Annotated in this window: 21 protein-coding genes and 1 pseudogene; 15 read left to right on the top strand and 7 right to left on the bottom strand. The window is 66.7% G+C overall.

Features of this window, described 5'->3' with window-relative positions; translation table 11 throughout:
* The first annotated feature begins 103 nt into the window (after positions 1–103).
* Positions 104–919, top strand: coding sequence for a class I SAM-dependent methyltransferase (locus C7I84_RS16365; RefSeq protein WP_106773276.1), 816 nt, complete (start codon positions 104–106; stop codon positions 917–919).
* Between the two features lie 26 nt (positions 920–945).
* Here C7I84_RS16365 and C7I84_RS16360 read toward each other — a convergent pair whose 3' ends face one another.
* Entirely contained in the window at positions 946–1,440 is a 495-nt protein-coding gene (locus C7I84_RS16360; protein WP_106773275.1) for a DUF2244 domain-containing protein, read from the bottom strand.
* Positions 1,441–1,462: 22 nt separating this feature from the next.
* On the opposite strand from C7I84_RS16360, the gene nth reads away from it, so the two are divergent.
* A complete protein-coding gene (nth, locus tag C7I84_RS16355) occupies positions 1,463–2,242 on the top strand; it encodes an endonuclease III (RefSeq protein WP_106773274.1) in 780 nt (259 codons plus the stop codon).
* Here nth and C7I84_RS16350 read toward each other — a convergent pair.
* On the bottom strand, positions 2,236–2,685 hold the full coding sequence (locus C7I84_RS16350; RefSeq protein ID WP_106773273.1) for a DUF2214 family protein: 450 nt from the start codon (positions 2,683–2,685) through the stop codon (positions 2,236–2,238). The genes nth and C7I84_RS16350 overlap by 7 nt on opposite strands.
* 247 nt (positions 2,686–2,932) lie before the next feature.
* Between C7I84_RS16350 and C7I84_RS16345 the strand changes: the two genes are divergently transcribed.
* Positions 2,933–4,468, top strand: coding sequence for a GMC family oxidoreductase (locus C7I84_RS16345; RefSeq protein ID WP_106773272.1), 1,536 nt, complete (start codon positions 2,933–2,935; stop codon positions 4,466–4,468).
* 94 nt (positions 4,469–4,562) lie between these two features.
* On the opposite strand, the gene C7I84_RS16340 is transcribed toward C7I84_RS16345, so the two are convergent.
* The 4 genes from C7I84_RS16340 to C7I84_RS16325 form a co-directional block, all read right to left on the bottom strand.
* The gene (locus C7I84_RS16340; protein WP_106773271.1) at positions 4,563–5,537 is read right to left on the bottom strand and encodes an NAD(P)-dependent oxidoreductase; all 975 of its coding nucleotides are present in this window, start codon (positions 5,535–5,537) and stop codon (positions 4,563–4,565) included.
* A 358-nt stretch (positions 5,538–5,895) separates the two neighbouring features.
* On the bottom strand, positions 5,896–6,606 hold the full coding sequence (locus C7I84_RS16335; protein WP_106773270.1) for a FadR/GntR family transcriptional regulator: 711 nt from the start codon (positions 6,604–6,606) through the stop codon (positions 5,896–5,898).
* A 5-nt stretch (positions 6,607–6,611) separates the two neighbouring features.
* Positions 6,612–7,781 (bottom strand): mandelate racemase/muconate lactonizing enzyme family protein, encoded by a 1,170-nt coding sequence (locus tag C7I84_RS16330; protein WP_106773269.1) that lies wholly within the window; start codon positions 7,779–7,781, stop codon positions 6,612–6,614.
* A gap of 81 nt (positions 7,782–7,862) precedes the next feature.
* Positions 7,863–8,750, bottom strand: coding sequence for a sugar phosphate isomerase/epimerase family protein (locus C7I84_RS16325; protein WP_106773268.1), 888 nt, complete (start codon positions 8,748–8,750; stop codon positions 7,863–7,865).
* 372 nt (positions 8,751–9,122) lie between these two features.
* Here C7I84_RS16325 and C7I84_RS16320 point away from each other — a divergent pair, with 372 nt between their 5' ends.
* The 4 genes from C7I84_RS16320 (at position 9,123) to C7I84_RS16305 (ending at position 12,329) form a co-directional block, all read left to right on the top strand.
* The gene (locus C7I84_RS16320; protein WP_106773267.1) at positions 9,123–10,187 is read left to right on the top strand and encodes a sugar phosphate isomerase/epimerase family protein; all 1,065 of its coding nucleotides are present in this window, start codon (positions 9,123–9,125) and stop codon (positions 10,185–10,187) included.
* 109 nt (positions 10,188–10,296) lie between these two features.
* On the top strand, positions 10,297–11,484 hold the full coding sequence (locus C7I84_RS16315; protein ID WP_106773266.1) for a Gfo/Idh/MocA family protein: 1,188 nt from the start codon (positions 10,297–10,299) through the stop codon (positions 11,482–11,484).
* Between the two features lie 283 nt (positions 11,485–11,767).
* Entirely contained in the window at positions 11,768–11,977 is a 210-nt protein-coding gene (locus C7I84_RS16310) for a cold-shock protein (RefSeq protein ID WP_106773265.1), read from the top strand.
* Positions 11,978–12,098: 121 nt separating this feature from the next.
* Entirely contained in the window at positions 12,099–12,329 is a 231-nt protein-coding gene (locus C7I84_RS16305) for a hypothetical protein (RefSeq protein ID WP_106773264.1), read from the top strand.
* A gap of 170 nt (positions 12,330–12,499) precedes the next feature.
* Here the strand turns inward: C7I84_RS16305 and C7I84_RS16300 are convergent.
* Positions 12,500–12,622 (bottom strand): annotated as a pseudogene (locus C7I84_RS16300) (cysteine rich repeat-containing protein); the annotation flags it as partial.
* A 310-nt stretch (positions 12,623–12,932) separates the two neighbouring features.
* On the opposite strand from C7I84_RS16300, the gene C7I84_RS16295 reads away from it, so the two are divergent.
* The 8 genes from C7I84_RS16295 to C7I84_RS16260 all read left to right on the top strand — a co-directional run bounded on the left by C7I84_RS16295 (position 12,933) and on the right by C7I84_RS16260 (position 23,580).
* Positions 12,933–14,039: an efflux RND transporter periplasmic adaptor subunit gene (locus C7I84_RS16295; RefSeq protein ID WP_106773354.1), complete on the top strand. Its 1,107-nt coding sequence runs from the start codon at positions 12,933–12,935 to the stop codon at positions 14,037–14,039.
* The gene (locus C7I84_RS16290; RefSeq protein ID WP_106773263.1) at positions 14,036–17,209 is read left to right on the top strand and encodes an efflux RND transporter permease subunit; all 3,174 of its coding nucleotides are present in this window, start codon (positions 14,036–14,038) and stop codon (positions 17,207–17,209) included. The genes C7I84_RS16295 and C7I84_RS16290 overlap by 4 nt, the downstream gene beginning before the upstream one ends.
* A gap of 262 nt (positions 17,210–17,471) precedes the next feature.
* Positions 17,472–18,593, top strand: coding sequence for an Ldh family oxidoreductase (locus C7I84_RS16285; protein ID WP_106773262.1), 1,122 nt, complete (start codon positions 17,472–17,474; stop codon positions 18,591–18,593).
* Positions 18,590–19,267: a GntR family transcriptional regulator gene (locus tag C7I84_RS16280; protein ID WP_106773261.1), complete on the top strand. Its 678-nt coding sequence runs from the start codon at positions 18,590–18,592 to the stop codon at positions 19,265–19,267. Before C7I84_RS16285 ends, C7I84_RS16280 begins: the two co-directional genes overlap by 4 nt.
* A gap of 25 nt (positions 19,268–19,292) precedes the next feature.
* Positions 19,293–20,465: a mandelate racemase/muconate lactonizing enzyme family protein gene (locus C7I84_RS16275; RefSeq protein WP_106773260.1), complete on the top strand. Its 1,173-nt coding sequence runs from the start codon at positions 19,293–19,295 to the stop codon at positions 20,463–20,465.
* 73 nt (positions 20,466–20,538) lie between these two features.
* A complete protein-coding gene (locus C7I84_RS16270) occupies positions 20,539–21,519 on the top strand; it encodes a tripartite tricarboxylate transporter substrate binding protein (RefSeq protein WP_106773259.1) in 981 nt (326 codons plus the stop codon).
* Positions 21,520–21,578: 59 nt separating this feature from the next.
* Positions 21,579–22,046 (top strand): tripartite tricarboxylate transporter TctB family protein, encoded by a 468-nt coding sequence (locus tag C7I84_RS16265; RefSeq protein ID WP_165816101.1) that lies wholly within the window; start codon positions 21,579–21,581, stop codon positions 22,044–22,046.
* Positions 22,047–22,071: 25 nt separating this feature from the next.
* A complete protein-coding gene (locus C7I84_RS16260; RefSeq protein WP_106773257.1) occupies positions 22,072–23,580 on the top strand; it encodes a tripartite tricarboxylate transporter permease in 1,509 nt (502 codons plus the stop codon).
* The last annotated feature ends 3 nt before the right edge of the window (positions 23,581–23,583 follow it).

Here is a 23,583-nt window from a genome sequence, read left to right as displayed (position 1 = left end):
TCTCCTTGGCCCCGAATATCGGGCCAGCGGAGGCGTGAAACCACCCGAAACTTGCCTTGCGGGACGCTGGACCCAGATAGGGCTGCACACCGGAGGGAGGAAGATGCCGGGCGAAAAAGCGCATCTCACCAGGGAGAAGGAAACTCTGCTGATCACGCTCTGCGGCAAGGCGCTGGAGAGCCGGCTGCCGGATTCGCTGCTCAAGGACTGGTTCGCCGCCGAGGCTGTCGGCAAGATCGACTATGATTTCGGGCGGCTGAAGGTCGACAGGAATCTCGGCGTCGGCCTGGCGATCCGGGCAAAGGCGATCGACGACCGGGTGCGCGCCTTCATCGCACGGCATCCGGATGCCGTGGTCCTGCATCTGGGCTGCGGGCTCGACAGCAGGGTGTTCCGCGTGAATCCGCCGGCCGGCGTTGCATGGCACGACGTCGATTATCCCGAGGTGATCGCACTTCGCGGGAGGCTCTACCCGGACCGCGAAAACTGTCGCCTTGTCGCATCGTCGGTGACCGATCCGCAATGGCTGGAGACCGTGCCGGCGGATCGCCCGGCGATGATCGCGGCGGAGGGGCTGACACCCTATCTTCCGGCCGATGAGGGACCGAAGCTGTTCGCCCGCCTCGTCCGGCATTTCGACCGCGGCGAGATCGTCTGCGACGCCTACAGCAGCCTCGGCCTGAAGATCGTGGCGATGACCCCGTCGGTAAGGGCGACCGGCGCGAAATTGCTCTGGGCGATCAACGATCCACACGATCTGGAGAAGGCGGTCCCAGGGCTGAAGCTTGTCGAGGAGATCGCTCCCTACGAGACCGAGCATGTCAGGCGCATGACGCTGGGTGCGCGCCTGTTCATCGGCGTTTGGAACCTCATCCCGCCCCTGAAGAAAATCGGCCGGCTGCTGCGGTTCGAGTTCTGACGTCGTTATGGAAGGCCGCGCCGTGACTAGCGCGCCTTGGCGGTCGCCAGCGCCCGCGAAAACGCCGCGGCAAAGCTCTCGCGGTCGTCGGGGTTGAGGAAGGAGCCGATAGGCACGCTCTTGCCCTGTCCCTCCACGGCCATGCCGGTGATGCCGATCTCCTGGTGGCGGGCAACCGCGAAGCGGGCCCAGAACGGGTTGAAGCGGTGCGCTTCGCTGCGTCCCGAGGGCGCGGTCTTCCTGATGTCGAGGCGGGTGCGCGACACCGACACCTCCTCGCGGGCGCGGGCGGCGCGATAGTTCATGCGGAAGGCGATATAGACCAGCAGCACGTCGAGGCCGAAGAAGCCGAACACCGGCCAGGCGCCCTTCGACAGGAAGAAGGCGCCGGTGACCAGCCAGCCGAACAGCAGCGCGCCCATGAGGATCGCGAAGCCGGTGCGCCCGAGCGACCGGTGCGGCGTGAGCAGCGCCCGGAAGAACGGCTCGTCGGCATCCCGCATGGCGTTTGTGTCGTCCATCGCCCGCAATTATAGAGGTCGCATGAAAAACCCCAAGGCAAAAAGCGCCGCAGCGCGTCCGGCGGTCGGCCCGGCGAAGGCAAAGTCCCGGCCGATGCGGGCTCGCCCGGCTTACCGGCCGGAGGAGGTGCACGAGATATTCCGCCGCTTTTCGGTGCAGCGGCCGGAGCCGAAGGGCGAACTCGAGCACGTCAACGCCTTCACGCTGCTGGTAGCCGTGGTGCTGTCGGCGCAGGCGACGGATGCCGGCGTCAACAAGGCGACGCGGCCCTTGTTCGCGGTGGCCGACACGCCGGAACAGATGGTGGCGCTAGGCGAGGAGGAGGTAGGACGGTACATTCGCACCATCGGCCTGTGGCGCGGCAAGGCCAGGAACGTGATCGCGCTGTCGCAGGCGCTGGTCCGCGACCATGGCGGCGCCGTGCCGGACGACCGCGAGGCGCTAACGGCGCTGCCCGGCGTCGGCCGCAAGACGGCGAACGTCGTGCTCAACATGGCCTTCGGCCAGCCGACCATGGCGGTCGACACGCATATCTTCCGCATCGGCAACCGCATCCTGCTGGCGCCCGGCAAGACGCCGGAGCAGGTCGAGACCGGGCTGGTGAAAATCATCCCGCCGCAATACATGCGCCATGCCCATCACTGGCTGATCCTGCACGGCCGCTATGTCTGCAAGGCGCGCAAACCCGATTGCCCGCGCTGCGTGATCGCCGATCTGTGCAAATCACCGGAGAAGACGACGTCGGTGCCCGCACCGCTGGTCGAGATCGGGGCGACCGGCGGGTTGCAAGCCGCTCAGTAGCCCACACCGCGCGCCATCGACGCGGCGAACACCAGCACCAGCGCCAGGAATGCCGCCTCGGCCTTGAGCCAGCCGCGCAGGCGCGAGACCTCGGCGTCGGGCACCGTGGCCAGGCCGGCGCGGCGCCAGGCGACGATGTGGCGCGTCGGCCCTATGGACAATAGCCCGATCGCCACGAAGGCCGCCATCTTCATCCAGAAGACTGGGTAGTAGACGTAGTACTCCCAGCCCTTCAGCCCCCAGACGACGCGGCCGATGCCCACCAGGATCAGCAGCATGGCGACGCCGCCATAGGCCGAATCGACACGGCCGAGGCGCGCAAGATCAACCGTTCCCAGACCGGGCCGGACAAGCGCCAACTCGACGGCGATGAGCGCGGCGAGCAGGAACGCCAGGAAATGATGGGCGATCGCCAGGACGAGGTCGAGCAGCAGGTCGTCCATGGCGCGCTCCGTATGTTGACAATGTCAAGATTAAGTCGCGGCCGTTGGCGTGTCAAGGCGCAAGGCGGGAGGGCAGCGAGCCCCGATCGATGGGTCCTGCGACTTGCTTCGCCGGGCGCCCCGGCTCCGAGACTCCGCGTCTGCGCCGCATTCCGCGACCTTGCTTCGATGCCGACGCGATGGCGCATGGCGCTTCGGCCGGGCAGGCTCTAACAATGCCCTGGAATCAGTAGACGGGGCATGCGGCATGCGGTTCGACGTAGTCATCATCGGCGGGGGATCGGCTGGGTCCGTGCTGGCGGCGCGGCTGAGCGAGAATCCCGACCGCCGCGTGGCGCTGATCGAGGCCGGCCTCGAGCCGACGGACCCGGACATCGCCCAACCGTCCATGTGGCCGTTCATCCAGGGCCGCGACTACGACTGGGCCTATGAGACGGTGCCGCAGGGCGGCACGGCCGGCCGCGTCCATGCCTGGCCGCGCGGCCGCGTCGTCGGCGGGTCGAGCTGCCTGCATGCCATGGCGCATGTGCGCGGCCACCCCGACGATTTCGAGGCCTGGGCGGAGGCGACCGGCACGCGCAACTGGTCCTATGACAGGCTGCTGCCGGCTTTCCGGCGGAGCGAGCGCTTTTCCGGCGGCGGCTCCGAGCTGCATGGCGGCGACGGCCCGCTTCCCGTCTGGCTGCCCGGTGAAGAGGTCAATCCGGTGGTGCGCGCCTATATGGAAGCCGGATTGCAGCGTGGCGTGCCGTCGCTCGGCGACCACAACGGCCGGCGCCTCAACGGCACCGCGCCGAATGCGCTCACCATCCGCGACGGCCGCCGTGTCAGCGCCGCCGACGCCTATCTGACCGCCGCCGTGCGCGCCCGGCCCAACCTCGCCATCCTGACCGGCCTGCTGGTGCACCGCCTGGTGCTGGAGGGCGATCGCGCCGCCGGCGTCGCCGTCACCCGCGCCGGCGTCGGCGAGATCGTATCGGGCGGCGAGATCGTGCTTTGCGCCGGTGCCATCGGCTCGCCGCTGCTGCTGCAGCGGTCCGGGATCGGCGATCCCGAGACGTTGCGGCGGGCCGGCGTCGCCTGCCGGCTGGCGGTCCCCGAGGTCGGCCGCAACCTGCACGACCATCTGCTCGGCGCCGGCAACGTCTACCGCTCGAGCCGGCCGGTGCCGCCGACGAGGCTGCAGCATTCCGAATCGCTGATGTATCTCAACGCCGCCGACGTCACGCGGCCGGACGGCGCGCCCGACATCGTGCTCGGCTGCGTCACCGGCCCTTCCGTCTCCGAGAGCTTCGCGCCGATCGCGCCGGGCTTCGCCTACACCCTGCTGTTCGGCGTCACCCATCCGACCAGCCGCGGCTTTCTGGCGATCGGCGGGCCGGAACTTTCCGACCGGCCGCTCATCGACCCGGCCTATATGCGGACCGAGCACGACCGCCTGACCTTCCGCCGTGCCTTCGAGGTCGCCCGGGAAGTCGGATCGGCGCCGGCGCTCGAGGGCTGGAAAGCCGACGAGCTGCTTCCCGGGCCGGGTGTACGGACCGCCGCCGAGATCGATGCGTTCATTGCGAAGGCGGCGATCACTCATCACCATCCCGTCGGGACGTGCCGCATGGGTGCCGACACAGGAGCTGTGGTCGACCCGGGGCTGAAGCTCAGCGGGCTCGACAATCTCTCCGTGGTCGACGCCTCGGTGATTCCGACGATCCCATCCGGCCCGGTGCATGCGGCGGTGCTGGCGATCGCCGAGACCTTCGCCGCGGGATGGACGGACCGGCCGTAACGGCCATCATCTGACCCGGTCCCGCCCCCGCCGTCCCGGTTAGCCTGGCGCGGCTCGTCGGTCGGCACGCCGGAGAGGTTATGCCGGCGGCTGGCTAGACGGGAAACCGGGTCCGGTAGCGCTCCAAAACCTCGGGATTGCGCAGGTTGACCGGCAGCGCGCCGGACAGCACCCGCACCGCCTCCTCTGCCGCGCCGACGCCCATCGCCATCATGCTCTCCTCGGTGATCCCCGCCAGGTGCGGTGTGACGATCACATTGTCGAAGCCGAGGTAAGGGTGGTCGGCGGGCAGCGGCTGGGTCTTGAACACGTCGAGCGCCGCTCCGGCGAGCCGGCCCTCGCGCAGCGCCGCGATCAGTGCCTCGTCGTCGACGACCGCCCCGCGCGACACGTTCACCAGGATGGCGTCCCGCCGCATGGAAAAAATGCGCCGGCGGCTCATCAGTCCGGTCGTCTCCGGCGTCAGTGGGCAGGCAAGCACGACGATGTCGCTCTGCACCACCAGTTCGTCGATCCCGACGGGGCGCACAAAATCGGGAAAACCGGCGCCGCTGCGGCTGTTGCCGAGCACGGCAAGGCCGAAGCCGTGATGCGCGATCGCCGCGACCTGCCGCCCGACCGCGCCCATGCCGACGATGCCGATCGTCCGTCCGGCAAGCTCGCGCGCCGCGTTGGCATGATCGCGGCCGGCAAGCCAGCCGCCGTCGCGGAGATCGCGGTCGATGGCGCGAAAACGCCGCAGCAGCGCCAGGGTGACGAACAGCACATGCTCGGCGACCGAGCGGGCGTTGACGCCGGGCACGTTGGCGACCAGCACGCCCGCCTCCGTGGCGGCCTCAACCGGGATCATGTCGAGCCCGGCGCCGTGGCGGATCGCGGCGCGGATACCATGCGTGCCGACGAAGATTTCGGACGGAAGCGGCGCCCTGACGATGATCACGGCCGCGTCGCGCGTTTCCCGGACGAGCGTGTCGGTATCGAGCGCAGAGGCGATCCTGAGTTCGCCCGCCCGCTCCAGCATGGCGGTGGCGCGCGGATGCAGCGCATGGGTGGACAGGATCACCGCCATGGCCGGCTGCTCGCGACTGGGAGCGCCCGACGCGCGAAGAGGTGCGTCTTTCGAGGCTCGTCAGGCCCGAGAAAGCGGAGGACAAGAGCGGCCCGGGCGAGCTCCGAACGACGCATGGACAAGACCCTCACATCGGCCGGCCGGCTCGCCAGGGCGACGGCTACTCCCACCCCTGACCCCTCCTCACAAGGGCGAGGGGGGCCGGCTTTCGTCTCAACCAGGCGCCAATCGTTGACCGTTCTGGCCGGCACAGCGGCCGCAAGGTCCCCGTCCGCCTTGTGGGGAGGGGTTGGGCGTGGAGGTAAGAGGCGGCTCGGTTTCGCAGCGTGTTTCATGTGCAAGTGCCCCAGCCGGCACATCACACCGTTTCCGGCGTCTTGATCGGCTCTGCGGTGCCGCTGATCAGGCCCTTCCAGTAGCTTTCCGCGCCCTGCAGATGCGCGCTCATCAGCGCTTGCGCCAGATTGCCGTCGCGGCGCAGCAGCGCGTCGAAGATCTGCAGGTGCTCGGCATGCGAGCGCCGGCCGCGCTCGGGATCCTTGAAATAGACCGGCAGCCGGTGCTCGCCCATCAGGTAGTAGACGCTGCAGACCTTGTGGAAGACGCTGTTCTGCGTTGCCCTCACGATCTCCAGATGGAAATCCCGGTCCTCGCGCGCCAGCGCCTCGCCCGCCGCCAGCCGAGCCTCGGAGGCGGCGAGAATTTCGCGCAACCGCTCGAAATTCTCCTCTGTGGCCCTGCTGCAGGCCAGCTCCGCCGCCTTGATCTCGTGGATCTTGCGCAGTTCGACCGTCTCGTAGATCTGGATCGGATCGAGCGGCACGCCGGCCTTGGCGAACAGCGCCATCGCCTCGACGCTCGCCTGGTTGGTGGTGAGATAGATGCCGGACTTGGCCCGCCGCTCGACGATGCGCATCGCCTCCAGCACGGCCAGCGTCTCGCGGATCTGGCCGCGGCTCACGCAAAAATGCTCGGCCAGCTCGCGCTCCGAGGGCGTGCGGCCGGTGTCGGCGTTGGAATAGCTGTAGAGGTAGGCGGCCAGTTCCGCGAGGAGATCCTTTTCCTTCATTTCGATCAGCCGCGCTGGGCGTGCGCCTCCAGGAATTTCTCCGACACGGTGAACCCGAGCCCCGGCTTGTCCGGAATGGCGACCATTCCGTCCTTCGCCTCGACCATCTCCTCGACGAGGTCGTGGATCATCGGGTTGGCGCCGAGCGAATATTCGACGGTGAAGCTCGCCGGCGAGGCCGCGCATAGATGCAGCCCGGCGAAAAAGCAAGGCGCGCCGGCCCACAGATGCGGTGCGAAACGCAGGTTGAAGGCACTCGCCAATGCCCCGATCTTCATTGCCTCGCTGATGCCGCCGCAGAAGGCCGGGTCGGGCTGGAAGATGTCGGCGGCCTTGAGCACGGCGAGATCGCGGAAATCCCAGCGGGTGGCCTCGCTCTCGCCGGCGGCGATCGGCACCGGGCCGGCGGCCCGCACCTCCGCCATGCCCGCCTTGTCGTCGGCGATCACCGGCTCCTCGAACCAGGCGAGGTTGCAGTCGGAAATCAGCGCGACGAAGCGCCTCGCCTCGGCCACCGTATAGGTGCCGTGCGCGTCGACCATGATGTCGACGCCGTCGCCGAGCGCCTGCCGGGCGGCGCGGACGCGCGCCGCGGAAATGTGCGGCGCGCCGTCCATCGCCCCCACCCGCATCTTCACCGCCCCGAACCCGCCGGCGTCGATGTAGGATTTGAGTTGCTCTCCGATCGCCTCGGCCGGCGCCCAGCCGCCCGACGCATAGGCCGGCAGCCGGTCGGCCTTGCGGCCGCCGAGGAGCTGCCACACGGGCTGGCCGAGATGTTTTCCCAGAATGTCCCACAGCGCGATGTCGATGGCGCTGATGGCGGCGATCGTCATGCCGCGCCGCGCGATCTGCGGCATGGCGTGGCCCTGCCTGGCCGCCGTCTCGGCGCGGCTGCCGTTGTAGAGCATGTCCCAGATCGGTCCGATGTCGCCGGCGTTGCGGCCGACCAGCATCGGCCCGATCTCATGGTTGAGCATGTGCACCAGAGCGCCGTAGGAGCCGGCGCTGCCGGCGGCGTTCTTGCCTTCTCCCCAGCCCACCAGGCCGTCCTCGGTTTCGATGCGCAGGATCGCCGCGTCGAAGGTCCGGACCTGGCCGAAGTCGCTGCGGTGCTGGCGCGCGGCTTCTATGGGGATGCGTACCCACCAGGCCTGTGTCTTCTTGATGCGCATGCGGTGTCCGTTGCCTGTTGCGAGGAAGAGGCTCGCGCCGGCCACCGCCCCCCGGTGGCGGCCGGCGCGGCGAGACGCGCGCTACTTGATCAGCGGCAGCAGCGTCTCTGCTGTGATGCGCATCTGGTCGGTATAGAATGTCTCGGTGAGCAGGCTGGAACCGTGGTCCTGGATGAACTTCAGCTGCTCCGGCGAGATGTCGACGGGGTTGCGCTCGACCATGTCGGGATAGCGGGCGGCCGGGGTGCGGTCGACCGGCGCCACGAACTCGTTGGTCAGCGCGCCGTCATAGCCGATCTCCCTGAGCGTCCCGACGATCCGCTTCCAGTCGATGGTGCCGAGCCCCGCCGCGAAGCGGTTGTTGTCGGCCACATGGAAGTCGAACAGCCGTTTGCCGACCTTGCGGATCGCCTCGTGGACGTCGAACTCCTCCATGTTGAGGTGATAGGCGTCGAGGCAGACGCCGCATTCGGGCGACACCGCGTCGGCCAGCGCCAGCGCCTGCTCGCCGCGATTGAACAGGTAAGTCTCGAAGCGGTTCAGCGGCTCGACCGCGATCCGCACCCCGACCTTTCTGGCATGGCCGAAACACTCGCGGGTGGCGTCGACCACCCAGCTCCACTCCTCCTCCTCGGTGCCGTCCGGCACCACCTTGCCCACCGTCGCCGGCACCAGGGTGATGATCTCGCCGTCGAGCTCGCTCACCATGGTGAGCACGTCCTTGACATACTGCACCGAGCGCTCGCGCTGACCCTGATCCCTGGCGGCAAGATTGCGCTCGCCCAGCATCAGCGTGACCGCGCCCCAGCAGCGGATGCCGTGCTCCTTGAGCAGGGCGCGCGTCTCGCCGGTCTTGTACTGCTCCGGCTCGCCGGAAATCTCGATCGACTCGTAGCCGAACCGCTTGATGCGCTTCAGCGTTACCTCCAGCGGCTCGGCGCGCATCCAGTTGTGCGTCGAAAGATGCATGATCCAGGTCTCCAGTCCTGCCTTGAATTCGCTCCGCCGCGCGGAGCCGTTTCCTCCCGCAAGGCCGTCCAGTCTTTTTCGCAAACTGGTTCGACCAATTGGGCTTTAGAAGATTTCTAGCCCATTTGCCTTCCGGTCGCAAGAAGGTGCAGGTCGAGCAAGGAGATGCAGAACATGTTTATGAAAACACTACAAAAATGGGCGATCTGCAAGAAGAGTGACGCACTGCCATGCGTCCGGCGCGGCCTTGACCTCGTTTTCAGATTTGGTATGACCAGAGCGACGAAGACCAACCGCGGTCGCCGTTCCCCTCGAAGCCTTGCGGCTGCGGCGGAAATGCCTAGGATGCGGCCGCGATCCAGGAGGAGACAGATGGCCAAGACGATGAAGGGCCCGGCGATATTTCTGGCCCAGTTCGCGGGTGACGCCGCCCCGTTCAATTCCCTTCCCGCCATCGCCAAATGGGCGGCCGGGCTCGGCTACAAGGGCGTCCAGATCCCGACCTGGGACGGAAGGCTGTTCGACCTGGAGAAGGCGGCGACCTCGAAGACCTATTGCGACGAGGTGAAGGGCATCTGCGCCGATGCCGGCGTCGAGATCACCGAGCTCTCCACCCATCTGCAGGGCCAGTTGGTCGCCGTGCACCCCGCCTATGACGCGCAGTTCGACGGCTTCGCGCCCGCCGCGGTCCACAACAACCCGAAGGCGCGGCAGGCCTGGGCCGTCGAGCAGATGGCGTTCGGCGCGCAAGCCTCGCGGAACCTCGGGCTGAAGACCTCTGTTTCCTTCTCCGGCGCGCTCGCCTTCCCTTATCTCTACCCCTGGCCGCAGCGGCCGGCCGGCCTGATCGAGGAGGCCTTCGCCGAACTCGGCCGGCGCTGGAAGCCGATCCTCGACAGATACGAGGACGCGGGCGTCGACATCGGCTACGAGATCCATCCGGGCGAGGACGTGTTCGACGGCGCCACCTTCGAGATGTTTTTGGACGCGGTCGGCGGCCACAGGCGCTGCAACATCAACTACGACCCCTCGCACTTCCTGCTGCAGCAGCTCGACTACCTCGCCTTCATCGACATCTATCACGAGCGCATCAAAGCCTTTCACGTGAAAGACGCCGAGTTCAACCCGAACGGCCGCCAGGGCGTCTATTCCGGCTATCAGGGCTGGGTGAACCGTGCCGGCCGCTTCCGCTCGCTCGGCGACGGCCAGGTCGATTTTTCCGGCATCTTCTCGAAACTTGCCGCCTACGACTACGATTCCTGGGCGGTGCTGGAGTGGGAGTGCTGCCTGAAGCACCCGGAAGACGGCGCCGCCGAAGGCGCGCCTTTTATCCAGCATCACATCATCCGGGTGACCGAGCGGGCCTTCGACGATTTTGCGGAGGGCAAGTCGGACAAGGCGGCGCTCAGGAAGATGATGGGGATAGAGAGCGAGTAGCGACTAGGAAATAGCGAATAGCGAACATGAAACGTCGTCCGATCGGTCGCGCATCGAACCCGCTATTCTCTATTCGCTATTTCGCTATTCGCTCATTTGGGAGACACCAATGGTATCCGGTAGGCAGGTCGAATCGGGCTCCGGGCCCATCCGCTACGGCATGGTGGGCGGCGGGCAGGGCGCCTTCATCGGCGCGGTGCACCGCATCGCCGCGCGCATCGACGGAGAGTTCGAGCTGGTGGCCGGCGCGCTGTCCTCCAGCCCAGAGCGAGCCAAGGCTTCCGCGGCGGAGCTCGGCCTCGATCCGGAACGCAGCTACGGCTCCTTCGCCGAGATGGCCAAGGCCGAGGCGAAGCGCTCGGACGGCATCGAGGCGGTCGCCATCGTCACGCCCAACCACATGCACTGGCCGGCGGCAAAAGCGTTCCTCGAAGCCGGCATCCACGTCATCTGTGACAAGCCGCTGACCTCGACCCTGGCCGACGCCAGGAAGCTGGCGGCGCTGGCCGAAAAGAGCGGCAAGCTGTTCGTCCTCACCCACAACTACACCGGCTATCCGATGATCCGGCAGGCGCGCGAGATGGTGGCGTCCGGACAGCTCGGCGACATCCGCGTCGTCCAGGCCGAATATCCCCAGGACTGGCTGACCGAAAAGGCCGAGGACAGCGGTTCCAAGCAGGCGGCCTGGCGCACCGACCCGAAGCAGTCGGGCGCCGGCGGCTCGACCGGCGACATCGGCACGCATGCCTACAACCTGCTGCGCTTCGTCACCGGGCTGGAGCTGGACAGCCTGGCCGCCGACCTCGACGCCTTCGTGCCCGGCCGGGCGCTCGACGACAATGCGCATGTGCTGCTGCGCTTCAAGCCGCGCGGCAAGGCGCCGGGCGCCAAGGGCATGCTGTGGGCGAGCCAGGTGGCGCCCGGCAACGAGAACGGGCTGAAGCTCAGGGTCTACGGCACCAAAGGCGGCCTCGAATGGACGCAGGCAGACCCGAACTATCTGTGGTGGACGCCCTTCGGCCAGCCGAAGCAGCTCATCACCCGCGGCGGCGCCGGCTCCGGCCCGGCGGCGGCCAGGATGACGCGCGTGCCGCCCGGGCACCCCGAAGGCTATCTCGAAGGCTTCGCCAACATTTATGCGGAGGCGGCACGCGCCATTCGCGCCATGCGCAAGAAGGGCGGCAAGCCGCCGAAGGACGTGATCTTCCCGACCGTGCAGGATGGCGTCGAGGGCGTCGCCTTCGTCGAGGCCTGCGTCCGATCCTCGAAGAAAAACGGTGCCTGGACGAAGCTGTAACGCCTTTCCGCCGGTGCTTTCTTCCGCGGCGCCGCGGCGCCCGGGCCGGCTGAATCCGCCCCCGGGGTAGAGCTGTCCGGCGTGGCGCCGTCGGAATATTTTCGCAATACCTTGATTTGGATCGGAATAAGGGTTAGTTATGCCCCATCGATCTTGCTTGTCGAACTTTGTTCTGGCGCCAACGCGCTTCCGACGATCTTCCCTCTCAAAATCGATTGCATTGCGTCGCCCTGCATACGGCCGGGCGAGCGTAGTTTCATGACCAATTGAAAAGGAAGCCGTCATGACCACCGGAACCGTCAAGTTCTTCAATTCCACCAAAGGCTTCGGCTTTATCCAGCCTGACGACGGCGCTGCCGACGTGTTCGTCCACATCTCGGCCGTCGAGCGCGCCGGCATGCGCACGATCGTCGAAGGGCAGAAGATCAGCTTCGACATCGTCAAGGACAACCGCTCTGGCAAGAGCGCGGCCGAGAACCTCACGGCCGTCTGACTATTCGGCACCGATCCGTGACCACGGATGTACTGGCACGGATCGTCGCCACGACGATGAAGGCCGGGCTCGCGCCCGGCCCTTTTGTTTTCGAGGACGAACCTTCATCACGGAGGGCAAAATGACCAAGGCGATCGAGCGGCTGAGCCTGCTGAAGACGTCGCGCTCAAGGGCTGAGACCAAGGCCGAGGTGACCGACAGCGCCGCCCGGACCATTGTGGCGACGGAAGCGGCGAAGCGCGACGCCAAGACGGCGAAGCTCCGCCAGGCGCGACTGGCAAGGGAAGCACTCCAGGTCGACGCGCCGCCGGAAAAACGCGGTTCGCGCAAGCCGGCGAAGAAGAAGGCTTAGATCGTCCCGTTCACGGGTTTCCGAATTCTCCTCCGCTGCGAGGAGAGGATGCCGGTGCGCTGGCTGCGGCCGGCGCGGACGATCGACGCGGCAGCCTTCCGACGAAGGCCGTGTCGGCCCCGGCGGTGACGCAATAGCCGGGCTCCGTCGGCCAGGATCGATCCGGCGTCCTACTTGATGTGCGTCTGCACGACCTTCTGGCAAGCCGGCGAAAGCTTGTCCATCTGCTTGGCGAGGCACTCGAGCACCCGGCCGCCGCCTGGGATGACGCCCGGACAGAACTTCTCGAAATCAGCCTGGCAGGCGGCGCGTTCCTCAGCCGTCTGGGCGCTGGCCTGCCCTTACCCCTCCTTTGGAGTTCTCCGGACAGCTATACTTCGAACGGGAATCGCTATAGCGTCAAACGAAAAACCTGAGGTCGAGCAGTTCTCTCCTCGGCGTTCCTGTGATTGACGGAGTAGGGGGGCTTCCATCACGCAGCAGTATTGCGCACCGGAAGACGCGGATCGGGCGTCGGACCGGGAGAAAGCCCCCTCATCGGGCTTGACGCGGCTGGCTAGGAGAGCGGGTCCGCGCGGGTTCTGTGCCGTCGTAGTGGCTGCGATGCTTGTCGCCTGCACCGAGCAGAACACCTATGTGCCGCCGCCGCCGCCTAAGGTGGACGTTGCATTGCCGTTGAAGCAGGATGTCACGCCCTATCTGACGGCAACCGGCAACACCACGGCCGTCAACTCGACCACTCTGGTGGCGCGCGTCCAGGGCTTCATCCAGGAAATCGACTACAAGGACGGCGACGAGGTGAAGGCCGGCACGGTCCTCTTCCTCATCGAACCGGAACCCTATCAGCTGGCCCTGGAGGACGCACAGGGTGCCCAGGCCAGCGCCGAAGCGACGGCGAAGAACTCGCAGGCCGAATTCGTCCGCCAGCAGGATCTGGTGAAGAAGGGCGTCTCCCCGCAGTCCTCGCTCGACCAGGCGACCGCGCAGCGCGACGCCGACGCCGCTCGCCAGCGGCAGACGGAGGCGGACACCAAGAAGGCGGCGCTCGACCTCAGCTATACCCAGGTGAAGGCGCCGTTCGACGGCATCGTCACCGCACGGCAGGTTTCCATGGGGCAACTCGTCGGCGGGGCGGAAGCCACCGTGCTCGCCAGCATCGTCCAGCTCGATCCGATCTATGTGAACTTCACGATCAGCGAGCAGGACGTGCTGCGTATCCGCGCCGCCATGCGGCAGCGCGGACTGACCTCGGCCGATCTCAAGAAGGTCGAGGTCGAGGTCGGGCTGCAGACCGAGACCGGCTTTCCCCACAAGGGCCTGCTCGACTATGCCGATCCGAGCGTCGACGTCTCGACCGGCACGCTCGGCGTCCGCGCCGTCCTGGCCAATGCCGACCGCCAGCTTCTGCCCGGCTATTTCGTCCGCGTCCGCGTGCCGCTCGGCAACGAGCCGGGAATGCTGCTGGTTCCCGATCGCGCCATAGGCGCGGATCAGGCCGGGCGCTATGTGCTGGTAGCCGGCAAGGACGACATGGTCGAGCAGCGCACGGTGCAGATCGGCCAACTGGTCGGCGACCTGCGCGTGGTCACCGCGGGCGTCGCCGCCGAGGATCGCGTCCTCGTCTCCGGCCTGCTCGACGTCGTGCCCGGCCAGAAGGTCGAGCCGCAGGTGCGGACCCTCGCCGCCCAGTCCGCCGGTTCGGCGCAATGATCTCGAAATTCTTCATCGAGCGGCCGGTGCTGGCGAACGTCATCGCCATCCTGATGGTGGTCATCGGCATCGTATCGGTCATCAACCTGCCGGTGGCGCAATACCCGAACGTCGTGCCTCCCACCGTGCAGGTCACCACCCGCTATCCCGGCGCCAGCGCCCGCACCGTCATCGACACGGTGGCGCTGCCGATCGAGCAGCAGGTGAACGGCGTGGAGGACATGCTCTACATGCAGTCCTACGCGGCCGCCGACGGCAGCTATTCGTTGACGGTGACCTTCGCCATCGGCACCGATCTCGACCAGGCCCAGGTGCTGGTGCAGAACCGCGTCTCCAGCGCCATGGCGGCGCTGCCGCAATCGGTGCAGGTGCAGGGCGTCAACGTCCAGAAGAAGTCGACCGCCATCCTGCAGATCGTGACGCTGACCTCGCCGGACGGCCGCTACGACAGCCTGTATCTCAGCAACTATGCCACCATCCGGCTGAAGGACGAGATTGCCCGCCTGCCCGGCGTCGGCAATGTCGGCGTCTTCGGTGCCGGCCAGTATTCCATGCGCATCTGGCTGGACGCCGAGAAGATGCGCGTGCGCAGCCTGACCGCGCAGGATGTGGTGCAGGCGCTGCAGCAGCAGAGCGAGCAAGTCACGGCCGGTCAGGTCGGCATGCCGCCCACCCCCGACGGCCAGTCCTTCCAGTACACGATCGACGTTTCGAGCCGCCTCGACGATCCCGATCAGTTCGCCGGCGTCATCGTCAAGTCCGGCGGCAATGCGGAACTGACGCGCGTGCGCGACATCGGCCGCGTCGAGCTCGGCGCCCAGACCTACGGCCAGGTGTTCAACCTCGACGGCCAGCAGGCCGCCGGACTGGCGATCTTCCAGTCGCCCGACGCCAACGCGCTCGATGTCGCCAGGGCCGTCGGCGCCAAGATGGACCAGCTCGCCGCCGAGTTTCCGCAGGGCGTGGTCCACGACATCCCGTTCGACACCACCGTGTTCGTCAGCCAGGCCATCGGCGAGGTCTACAAGACGCTGATCGAAGCGGCGGTCCTGGTGCTGATCGTCATCCTGCTGTTCCTGCAGGACTGGCGGGCCATGCTGGTGCCGGCGACGACGGTTCCGGTGACGATCATCGGCGCCTTCGCGGCGATGGCGGCAATGGGCTTTTCGATCAACCTGTCGACGCTGTTCGCCATCGTGCTCGCCATCGGCATCGTCGTCGACGACGCCATCATCGTCGTCGAGGGAGCCGCCCACAACATCGATCGCGGCATGTCCGGCCACGACGCCGCCATCGCCGCGATGGACGCCCTGTTCGCCCCGATCGTCGGCATCACGCTGGTGCTGATGGCGGTGTTCCTGCCGGCCTCCTTCCTGCCCGGCCTCACCGGCCAGATGTATGCGCAGTTCGCGCTGGTCATCGCTGCCACCGCCCTGCTCAGCGCCGTCAACGCGGCGACGCTGAAGCCCACCCAATGCGCCCTGTGGCTCAGGCCCTCGGTTCCTATGGAGCGGCGCAACGCCTTCTATCGGGGCTTCAACGCGCTCTACCAGCGCCTGGAGAACGGCTATGCCCGGCTGATCGGCTCCATGGCCCGCCACAGCGTGCCGATGGTGCTCATCGCGCTGGCGATCATCGGCGCGGCCGGCTACGGCATGTCGCGGGCGGCGACCGGCTTCCTGCCGATCGAGGATCAGGGTTATGTGCTGGCCGCCGTGCAGCTTCCCGACGGCGCCGCGCTCGGGCGCACGCAAGCGGCGATGCAGCAGGTCGAGCAGATCGCCAGGCCGATCCCCGGCGTCCGCCAGGTGATCACCATCGCCGGCGTCTCGGCGCTCGACAACAGCTCGACGCTGGCCAATGCCGGCATTGCCTACATCATGTTCGACGACTGGAGCGAGCGCGGCAGGACCGAGTCCCTTCCGGCGCTCTATGCCACGTTGAGCAAGAGCCTGGAGGCGGTCCAGGACGCGCGCGTCCTGGTCCTGCCGCCGCCGCCGATCCAGGGCATCGGCAATGCAGGCGGCTTCACCATGCAGATCGAGGTCCGCGACGGCAGCTTCGATTTCGGCAAGCTGCAGCGCTCGGTGAACGCCATGGTGCTTGCCGCCGAGACCCAGTCCGGCATCCAGCGGATATCGGCGCCGTTCCGCGCCAGCGTGCCGCAGTACCGGGTCGAGGTCGACCGCGAGAAGGTCGAGAACCTGGGCCTGACCACGGACGCGGTGTTCTCTACGCTGGCGAGCTATCTCGGCTCGACCTATGTCGACCAGTTCAACAAGTTCGGACGGGTCTTCCAGATCTACGTGCAGGGCGACGCGCAGTTCCGCCTGAAGCCGGACGACATCGGCAATCTGACCGTGCGCAACAAGAACGGCGACATGATCCCGCTGGGCACGGTGCTGACCGTCACGCCGAGCGTCGGCCCTTCGTTGATCAGTCTCTACAATCTCTATCCTTCGGCATCGCTGGTCGGCGTGCCGGCGCCGGGGTTTTCGTCGGGCCAGGCGATGCGGCTGATGGAGGAGATCGCCGAAAAGACGCTGCCGCCGGGCGTCGGCTTCGACTGGACCGCGCTTTCCTATCAGGAGAAGCTGGTCGGAAACCAGATGTACCTGGTCTTCGCGCTGGCGCTGCTGCTGGTCTATCTGGTGCTGGCCGGGCAGTATGAGAGCTGGATCGCGCCGGTTTCGGTCCTGCTCGCCGTGCCGTTGTCGCTGATAGGCCCCGTGGCGGTGATGCTGGGGCTGGGCGTCGAGATCAACCTTTATGTGCAGATCGGCCTGGTCCTGCTGATTGCCCTGTCGGCCAAGAACGCCATTCTGATCGTCGAGGTGGCGCGCGAGCTGCGCCACAAGGGCATGCCGGTCGTGGAGGCCGCGGCGGAAGCCGCTCGGGCGCGGTTCCGGCCGATCCTGATGACCTCCTTCGCCTTCATCCTCGGCGTGCTGCCGCTGGTTTTCGCCACCGGCGCCGGCGCCAGCGCCCGCCGCTCGATCGGCGTCACCGTGGTCAGCGGCATGACCGCATCGGTCTGCCTGGCGGTGCTGTTCGTGCCGTCGTTCTTCGTCGTCCTTCAGCGCTTTGAGGATTGGCGCGCCTCGCGCAAGCAGCCGGTGGCACCATCGCCCCGCGCCGAAGCGGTCGAGGAGGCCGCGGACGGCCGATAGCGCCGACGGGCCGGTCATGGGCTGCGCTGGCCGCCGAATTGGACCGCGAGGCTCCCTGATCCGGCAGCCTTCTGTCTCAGCGGGAACAGGGTACTTGCGCCATTGGTGCGCGAGGAAAATCATCGCGCGCCGCCGACTCGCAAGGTCAAGAAAAACTATCGTTTGAATCAATCGAAGCTGACATTGTTTTTCGACCGGTCAAATTCTTATCCTTGATCGTCGATGGCTGCCGATCATGTCGCAGCCTTCGCGGGAGGTCAGGATGAGGCATGATTTCGAGACGCACCGCCGTCAGGCGATGAGCATTTTCCGCGCCTGGGGCATGCCTGCGGAGAAGGCCGGGAAATCGGCGGACGTGCTGGCCTGGGCCGATCTCCATGGCCTCGAAAGCCACGGCATCGCGTTGTTGGTCGAATACAACGAACGGCGGCAGACGAGGCCGATCAATTTCCAGTCGAAGCCCGTGCTCGTGCAGGAGACGGCGGTCAGCGCCCTGCTCGACGGAGACGGCGGCCTCGGCCACGATCCCGCCATACGGGCCATGGAAACCGCGATCGCCAAGGCGACGGCAGCCGGCGTCGGGGTGGTGTCGGTCCGCAATTCCGGTCATTTCGGCGCGCTGGGCTACTTCACCACCAAGGCCACCGATCACGATCTGATCGGCATCGCCGCCACCAGCGTATTCGGCATCCGCGTTCCCCCGACCGGCGGCGCGGCGGCCCGCTTCGGTACCGACCCGTGGTCCTTCGCCGCCCCCGCCGAGCCCGGCCGGCCTTTCGTGCTCGACATGGCCACGACGACCGTGGCGTCCGGCAAGGTCCGCAACAAGATCGTCGAAGGCCAACTCATGCCGCCGGGCTGGGGCATGGACGGCAAGGGCGTGCCGACGCTCGACCCGAAGGCGGTGATGGAGGGAGGCTTCCTGTCGCCGCTGGGCGGTGCGGCGGAGAGCGCCGGCTACAAGGGTTACGGGCTGGCTGCGATGGTCAACATCCTCGCCTCGTGCCTGTCCGGCTCCACGCTGATCACCGATCCCAACCACTCGAAACAGCCATGGGGCCTCGATGTCGGCCACTTCTTCATGGCCATCAATCCCGCCCTGTTCCGGCCGATTGCGGATTTCCGCGCCGATGTAGCCCGCTTCTGCAACGACCTGCGCGCAACGCCGCCGGTGGACCCGGCGAAGCCCGTCCAGGTGGCCGGCGACCCCGAGCGCAAAGTCCGCGCCGAGCGTGAGAAGACCGGCATTCCCATCGGGCCCGGCGTGCACCGCCGTCTCCATCGGATAGCGCAGGAATGCGGCGCCGACTGGGTGCTTTCGCCCGTTGATTCTGTCGACAGTTTACAGTTGACTGGCGACAGTGAACCGGGGGCGAACACGTGACATTTGCAGCAAGACCGATTGAACGATCCGAAAGCCTGAGCGCTCGCGTCTACAGTGAAATCGAACGGATGATCCTCACGGGAGACATGCAGCCCGGCAGCAGGATCAAGGAGGCGGTGCTTGCCGGGCAGATGGCCGTGAGCCGAGCGCCGGTGCGGGAGGCGACGCGGGCGCTGGTCGAGGCCGGTCTTCTCGTCTTCATTCCGGCGCGCGGCGTCTTCGTCCGCGAAATGTCCCACCGCGAGATCGCCGAAAACTACGACGTGCGCTCGCTGCTCACCGGCCTGATGTGCGCGCAGGCAGCGGAACGGCGTACCGGAGCCGAAGCGGCGAAGCTCAACCGCCTGATCACCGACATGGATGCGGCGATCGCCGCCGGCAGGATCGCGCGCTACTACGAGATCAACCTTGCGTTTCACGATCTGATCGGCCGCATCGCCGACCATTCCTGCGCGCGTCGCGTCTACAACGACCTGATCCGGGAAACCCATTTCCTGCGGCGGTCGCTGTCATCGCCGGAGCAGACCAATCTGGAGCATCGCAGCATCGCCGAGGCGATCGAGCGCGGCGACGCCGAGCTCGCTCGGCAGCGCGGGCTCGAGCATGTCCTCAACGGCAAGGCACGCTGGAAGGCATCCATCGAAAATGCGGCGTCCGTCGCGGCCGCCACATGATTCATCCATCCCAGGGAGACCTCACTTGAAAATCGCAAACATCACCGCCAGCCTGCATCGCCACGAGATCGACCTGCCCGGCATCGGCGAATCCATCGAATCCCGCATGTTCGTCTTCGTCGAGGTCGAGACCGACACGGGCGTCAAAGGCCTTGGCTGCACCGGCCAGTTCCTGCCCTGGTCGACCATGCCCTGCATCGAGGACCACATCTTCCCGCTGATCAAGGGCATGGATGTGTTCCACACCGAGGCGATCCATTCCAGGATATGGAAGCAGCTCAACAACCGCGCCTACACCGGCGTCATCTCCAACGCCCTCTCGGCGATCGACATCGCGCTGTGGGATATCCAGGGCAAGATCGTCGGCAAGTCGGTTTCGGAGCTGCTGGGCGGCTATTCCCGCGAAGCCTACACCTACGCGACCTTCGGCTACCCGTTCTTCGACGAGCAGCAGATCGCCGACTATGCCAGGAAGTTCCTGGCCGACGGACACACCATGCTGAAGATGGTCGTCGGCGGCGAGCCGACCCGCACCTGGAAGGACGACGTGCGCCGCGTCTATGCCGCCCGCGAGGCGATCGGCCCGGACGTCGATCTCATGATCGACGCCAACTGCTACTTCAACCCGCATGACGCCTTCATGCTGGCGAAGGCCGTGGAGGACGCGAACCTGAAGTGGTTCGAAGAGCCCATCCAGCAGAACGACGCGCGCGCGCTGGCCGACCTGCGCAACCGCGTCAAGGTGCCGATCGCCGCCGGCCAGATGGAAGGCAATCGCTGGCGCTTCCGCGAGCTTGTCGTCCACCACGCGGTCGACGTGCTGCAGCCGAACGTTCTTTACAATGGCGGCTACACGGAAGCCCTCAAGGCGGCGCATCTCGCCCAGGCCTTCAACCTGCCGTTGGCTAATGGCGGCGGCTGGCCGATCTTCAACATGCATATCCTGGCGGGCGTGATGAACGGCGGCCCGGTCGAGTTCCACTACGGCATGTGGATGACCGGCAAGCATTTCTTCCACGGCACCCCCGACCCGGTGAACGGCAAGATGACGATCCCCGACGCGCCGGGCCTCGGCTTCACGCCGAACTACGAGGCGCTGAAGGACGGCCGGGTCAAGGATCCCAAGGGCAGCCAGTTCACCGGCCGTGACGCGCACGGCTACCTGTTGCGCGAAACCATTGAGAACAAGCGCGCCTGACGAACGCAGTCCGGGGCCGCCGGACGGCCGGCGGTCCCGGCGCGATCCAATTTAAACTGGGAGGAAACGAACCATGACCTACGGACTCTGCAATCTTATCGGCCGCGGCCGTGTCGCCGGCCTCGGCCTGCTCGCGGCTGCGGCCCTTGCCGTCACCCCCGCGGCGGCGGCCGACTATCCGGAAAGGGACATCACCATGATCATCCCGTTCGGCGCCGGCGGCGGCAGCGACACGCTGGCCCGCACCATCGCCGGCGTGATCGAGGAGATGAAGCTGATCCCGGTGAAGATCCTGCCCGAGAACCGCACCGGCGGCTCCGGCGCGATCGGCTACAGTGCCGTCGCGAAGGAGAAAGGCAATCCCCATTATCTGGCGACCGTCAGCGTCAGCTTCTTCACGACGCCGCTGCTTGGCGGCTCGCCGGTAAGCTACAAGGACTTCACGCCCCTCGCCGCGATCGCGCAGTCGCCTTACATCATGGTCGTCCCGTCTTCCAGCGAGTACCAGAAGCTCGACGACCTGAAGAAGACGCCACGCTTCACCACCGGCACCACGGGCGTCGTCTCCGACGCGGCGCTGCTGGCCAAGATGACGTCCAACGCGCTCGGCATCCAGATCGACTCGGTGCCGTTCGACGGGGAGGGCGAGGTGATGGCGGCGCTGCTCGGCGGCCATGTCAACGTCGGCTTTCTCAACCCGTCCGAGGCGATGACGCAGATGACGGCCGGCAAGCTGCGGCCGCTGGCGATCACCTCGGCCGAGCGCTCGCCGGCCTTCCCCGACATTCCGACCTTCAAGGAACTGGGCTACGGCGACATCGTCCATACCCAGTTGCGGGGGCTGGTCATGCCTGCCGACGTTCCGCAGGAGGTCGTGACCTACTGGGAGGGTGTGCTAGAGAAAGTCGCGACCAGCGAGCAGTGGAAAAAGCAGTATATCGATCGCTTCTACGACGTCCCTGACTACGTCGACGCGGAGGGCTTCAAGGACGTGCTCGAGCGCACCAACGCGCGCTACGAGACGATGATGAAGGATCTCGGCCTCATCCAATAATGACTTGCGCGGGAGCCGCCCGACGCGGCGGCTCCCCATCCATAGGGAGGAGGAAAGCGATGAGCATTCAACGGCTCGACCAGCTGATCGCCGCGCTGCTGGTGATTTTCGGTCTTTGGCTGGTCTACACGGGCATCGGCTATGGCGCGATGCAGGGCACCACGCCTGGCGCGGGGCTCCTTCCGATCATCGTCGGTTCGGCGATCGCGCTGCTCAGCGCGGTCAATCTCTACCGCGCGCTGGGCGGGCTCGAGAAGCTTGGCGCCGGCATGTCGGGCCGCGAGGCGGCGAAGGCCGCGGCCGTGATCGTGGCGCTGCTCGTCGCCGTCTGGGCGATCCCGTATCTCGGCATGACCATCGCCACCATGCTGGCGATGGCGGGGATCGGTCTGGTCCTGCGGACCGAATCCGGTCCGCGTTTCTTCGTCAGGCTGGCGGCCGTGTCGGTGCTGACGCCGATCGTTCTTCTGCTGCTGTTCCAGAATCTCCTGGGCGTGCCGATCCCCAAGAGCGTGTTCGGCTTCTAATCGGTCACGCGAGGGAGGAATCGCGATGGAAACGCTTGCCCTGCTGTGGGACGGAATTCTCGCTGCCACCGATCCGGGAATCTTTGCCTGCACCATACTTGGCGCGGTCGTCGGCTTGCTGATCGGCGCGCTTCCTGGCCTTGGTCCGACGGCCGGCGTGGCGATCATGCTGCCGGTTGCGGCGGGCTTCGGCGGCGTCGCGGCGATCGCCTGCCTGGGCGGCGTCTATTACGGCTCGATGTTCGGCGGCGCCATCACGTCGATCCTGCTCGGCATTCCAGGCGATGCGCCATCTGTGATGACCGTCCTCGACGGCTATCCGATGGCGCAGAAGGGAGAAGCGGGCCGCGCCCTCGGGACCAGCGTCTTCGCGTCCTTCGTCGGTGGTCTTCTCGGCATCGCCGGGCTGGTGGCCCTTTCGGTCCCGGTATCCGGCTACGCGCTCGCCTTCGGCCCGACCGAGATGACGGCGATGATGTGTTTTGCCCTGTCGCTGCTCAGCGTGCTCGGCGGCCGCAACGTCTTCAAGGGTTTCGTGGCGCTGGCGCTGGGCTTCTGGCTGGGGATGGTGGGGCTCGATCCCATTTCCGCGCTGCCGCGCTATACGGCCGGCTCGATGAACCTGTTCGACGGGCTCGACTTCTCGATCGTCGCCGTCGGCCTGTTCGGGCTTGCCGCCATCTTCATGTCGCTTGAGGTGAATGTCGACAAGCCGGTGGCCAAATACACCTTCGCCTCGCTGTTGCCGCGCATCTCGGACGCCGTCCGGACACGCTGGCAGCTGCTGCAAGGCTCGGTGCTCGGGTTCTTCGTGGGCGTCCTTCCCGGTGTCGGCGCCTCGGCGGCGACGATGCTGTCCTATGCGCTTGCCAAGCGCATATCGGCGACGCCGGAGAAATATGGCACCGGCATCGTCGAAGGCGTCGCGGCGCCGGAGGCGGCCAATAACTCGGCGTCCTACGGCGCGATGATCCCGCTGTTCACGCTCGGCATTCCGGGCTCGGCGACCACGGCGGTGATGATGGGCGGGTTGATCATGATCGGCCTGCAGCCCGGTCCGATGCTGTTCACCGAGAATCCAGAATTCGTCTGGTCGGTGTTCGGTTCCTTCGCGCTCGGCAACTTGGCGCTGGTGTTCCTGACGCTGCTGCTGACGCCCCTGCTGGCGGCCGCGCTGTTCATTCCGACCGCCTATCTCTATCCGATCGTCATCGCGATCGTCGTCTACGGCGTCTTCGCCATCGACAATTCGGCCTTCAACGTGATGCTGACCATCGTCGCCGGCGGCGCCGGGATCATCCTGGCGAGGCTCGACTATCCGGCGGTGCCGCTGATCCTCGGCCTGGTTCTGGGACCGCTGCTCGAGCGCAACATCCGCCGCACGCTGATCCAGTCGCAGGGCGACCTGCTCGTCTTCATCGAGCGACCCATCGCGCTGGGGCTGTTCATCGCCACCTTGCTCGTGCTGTTGATCCCGCTGTTCCTCAAATTGATGGGGCGCAAGATGATCGCGGCGGACGAAGCCGAAGTCTGACGG

The organism is Kumtagia ephedrae, assembly GCF_003012745.1.
Taxonomy (GTDB): Bacteria; Pseudomonadota; Alphaproteobacteria; order Rhizobiales; family Rhizobiaceae; genus Kumtagia; species Kumtagia ephedrae.
The sequence above is the reverse complement of the archived record's forward strand: the minus strand, read 5'-3'. Positions and strand labels throughout refer to the sequence as shown.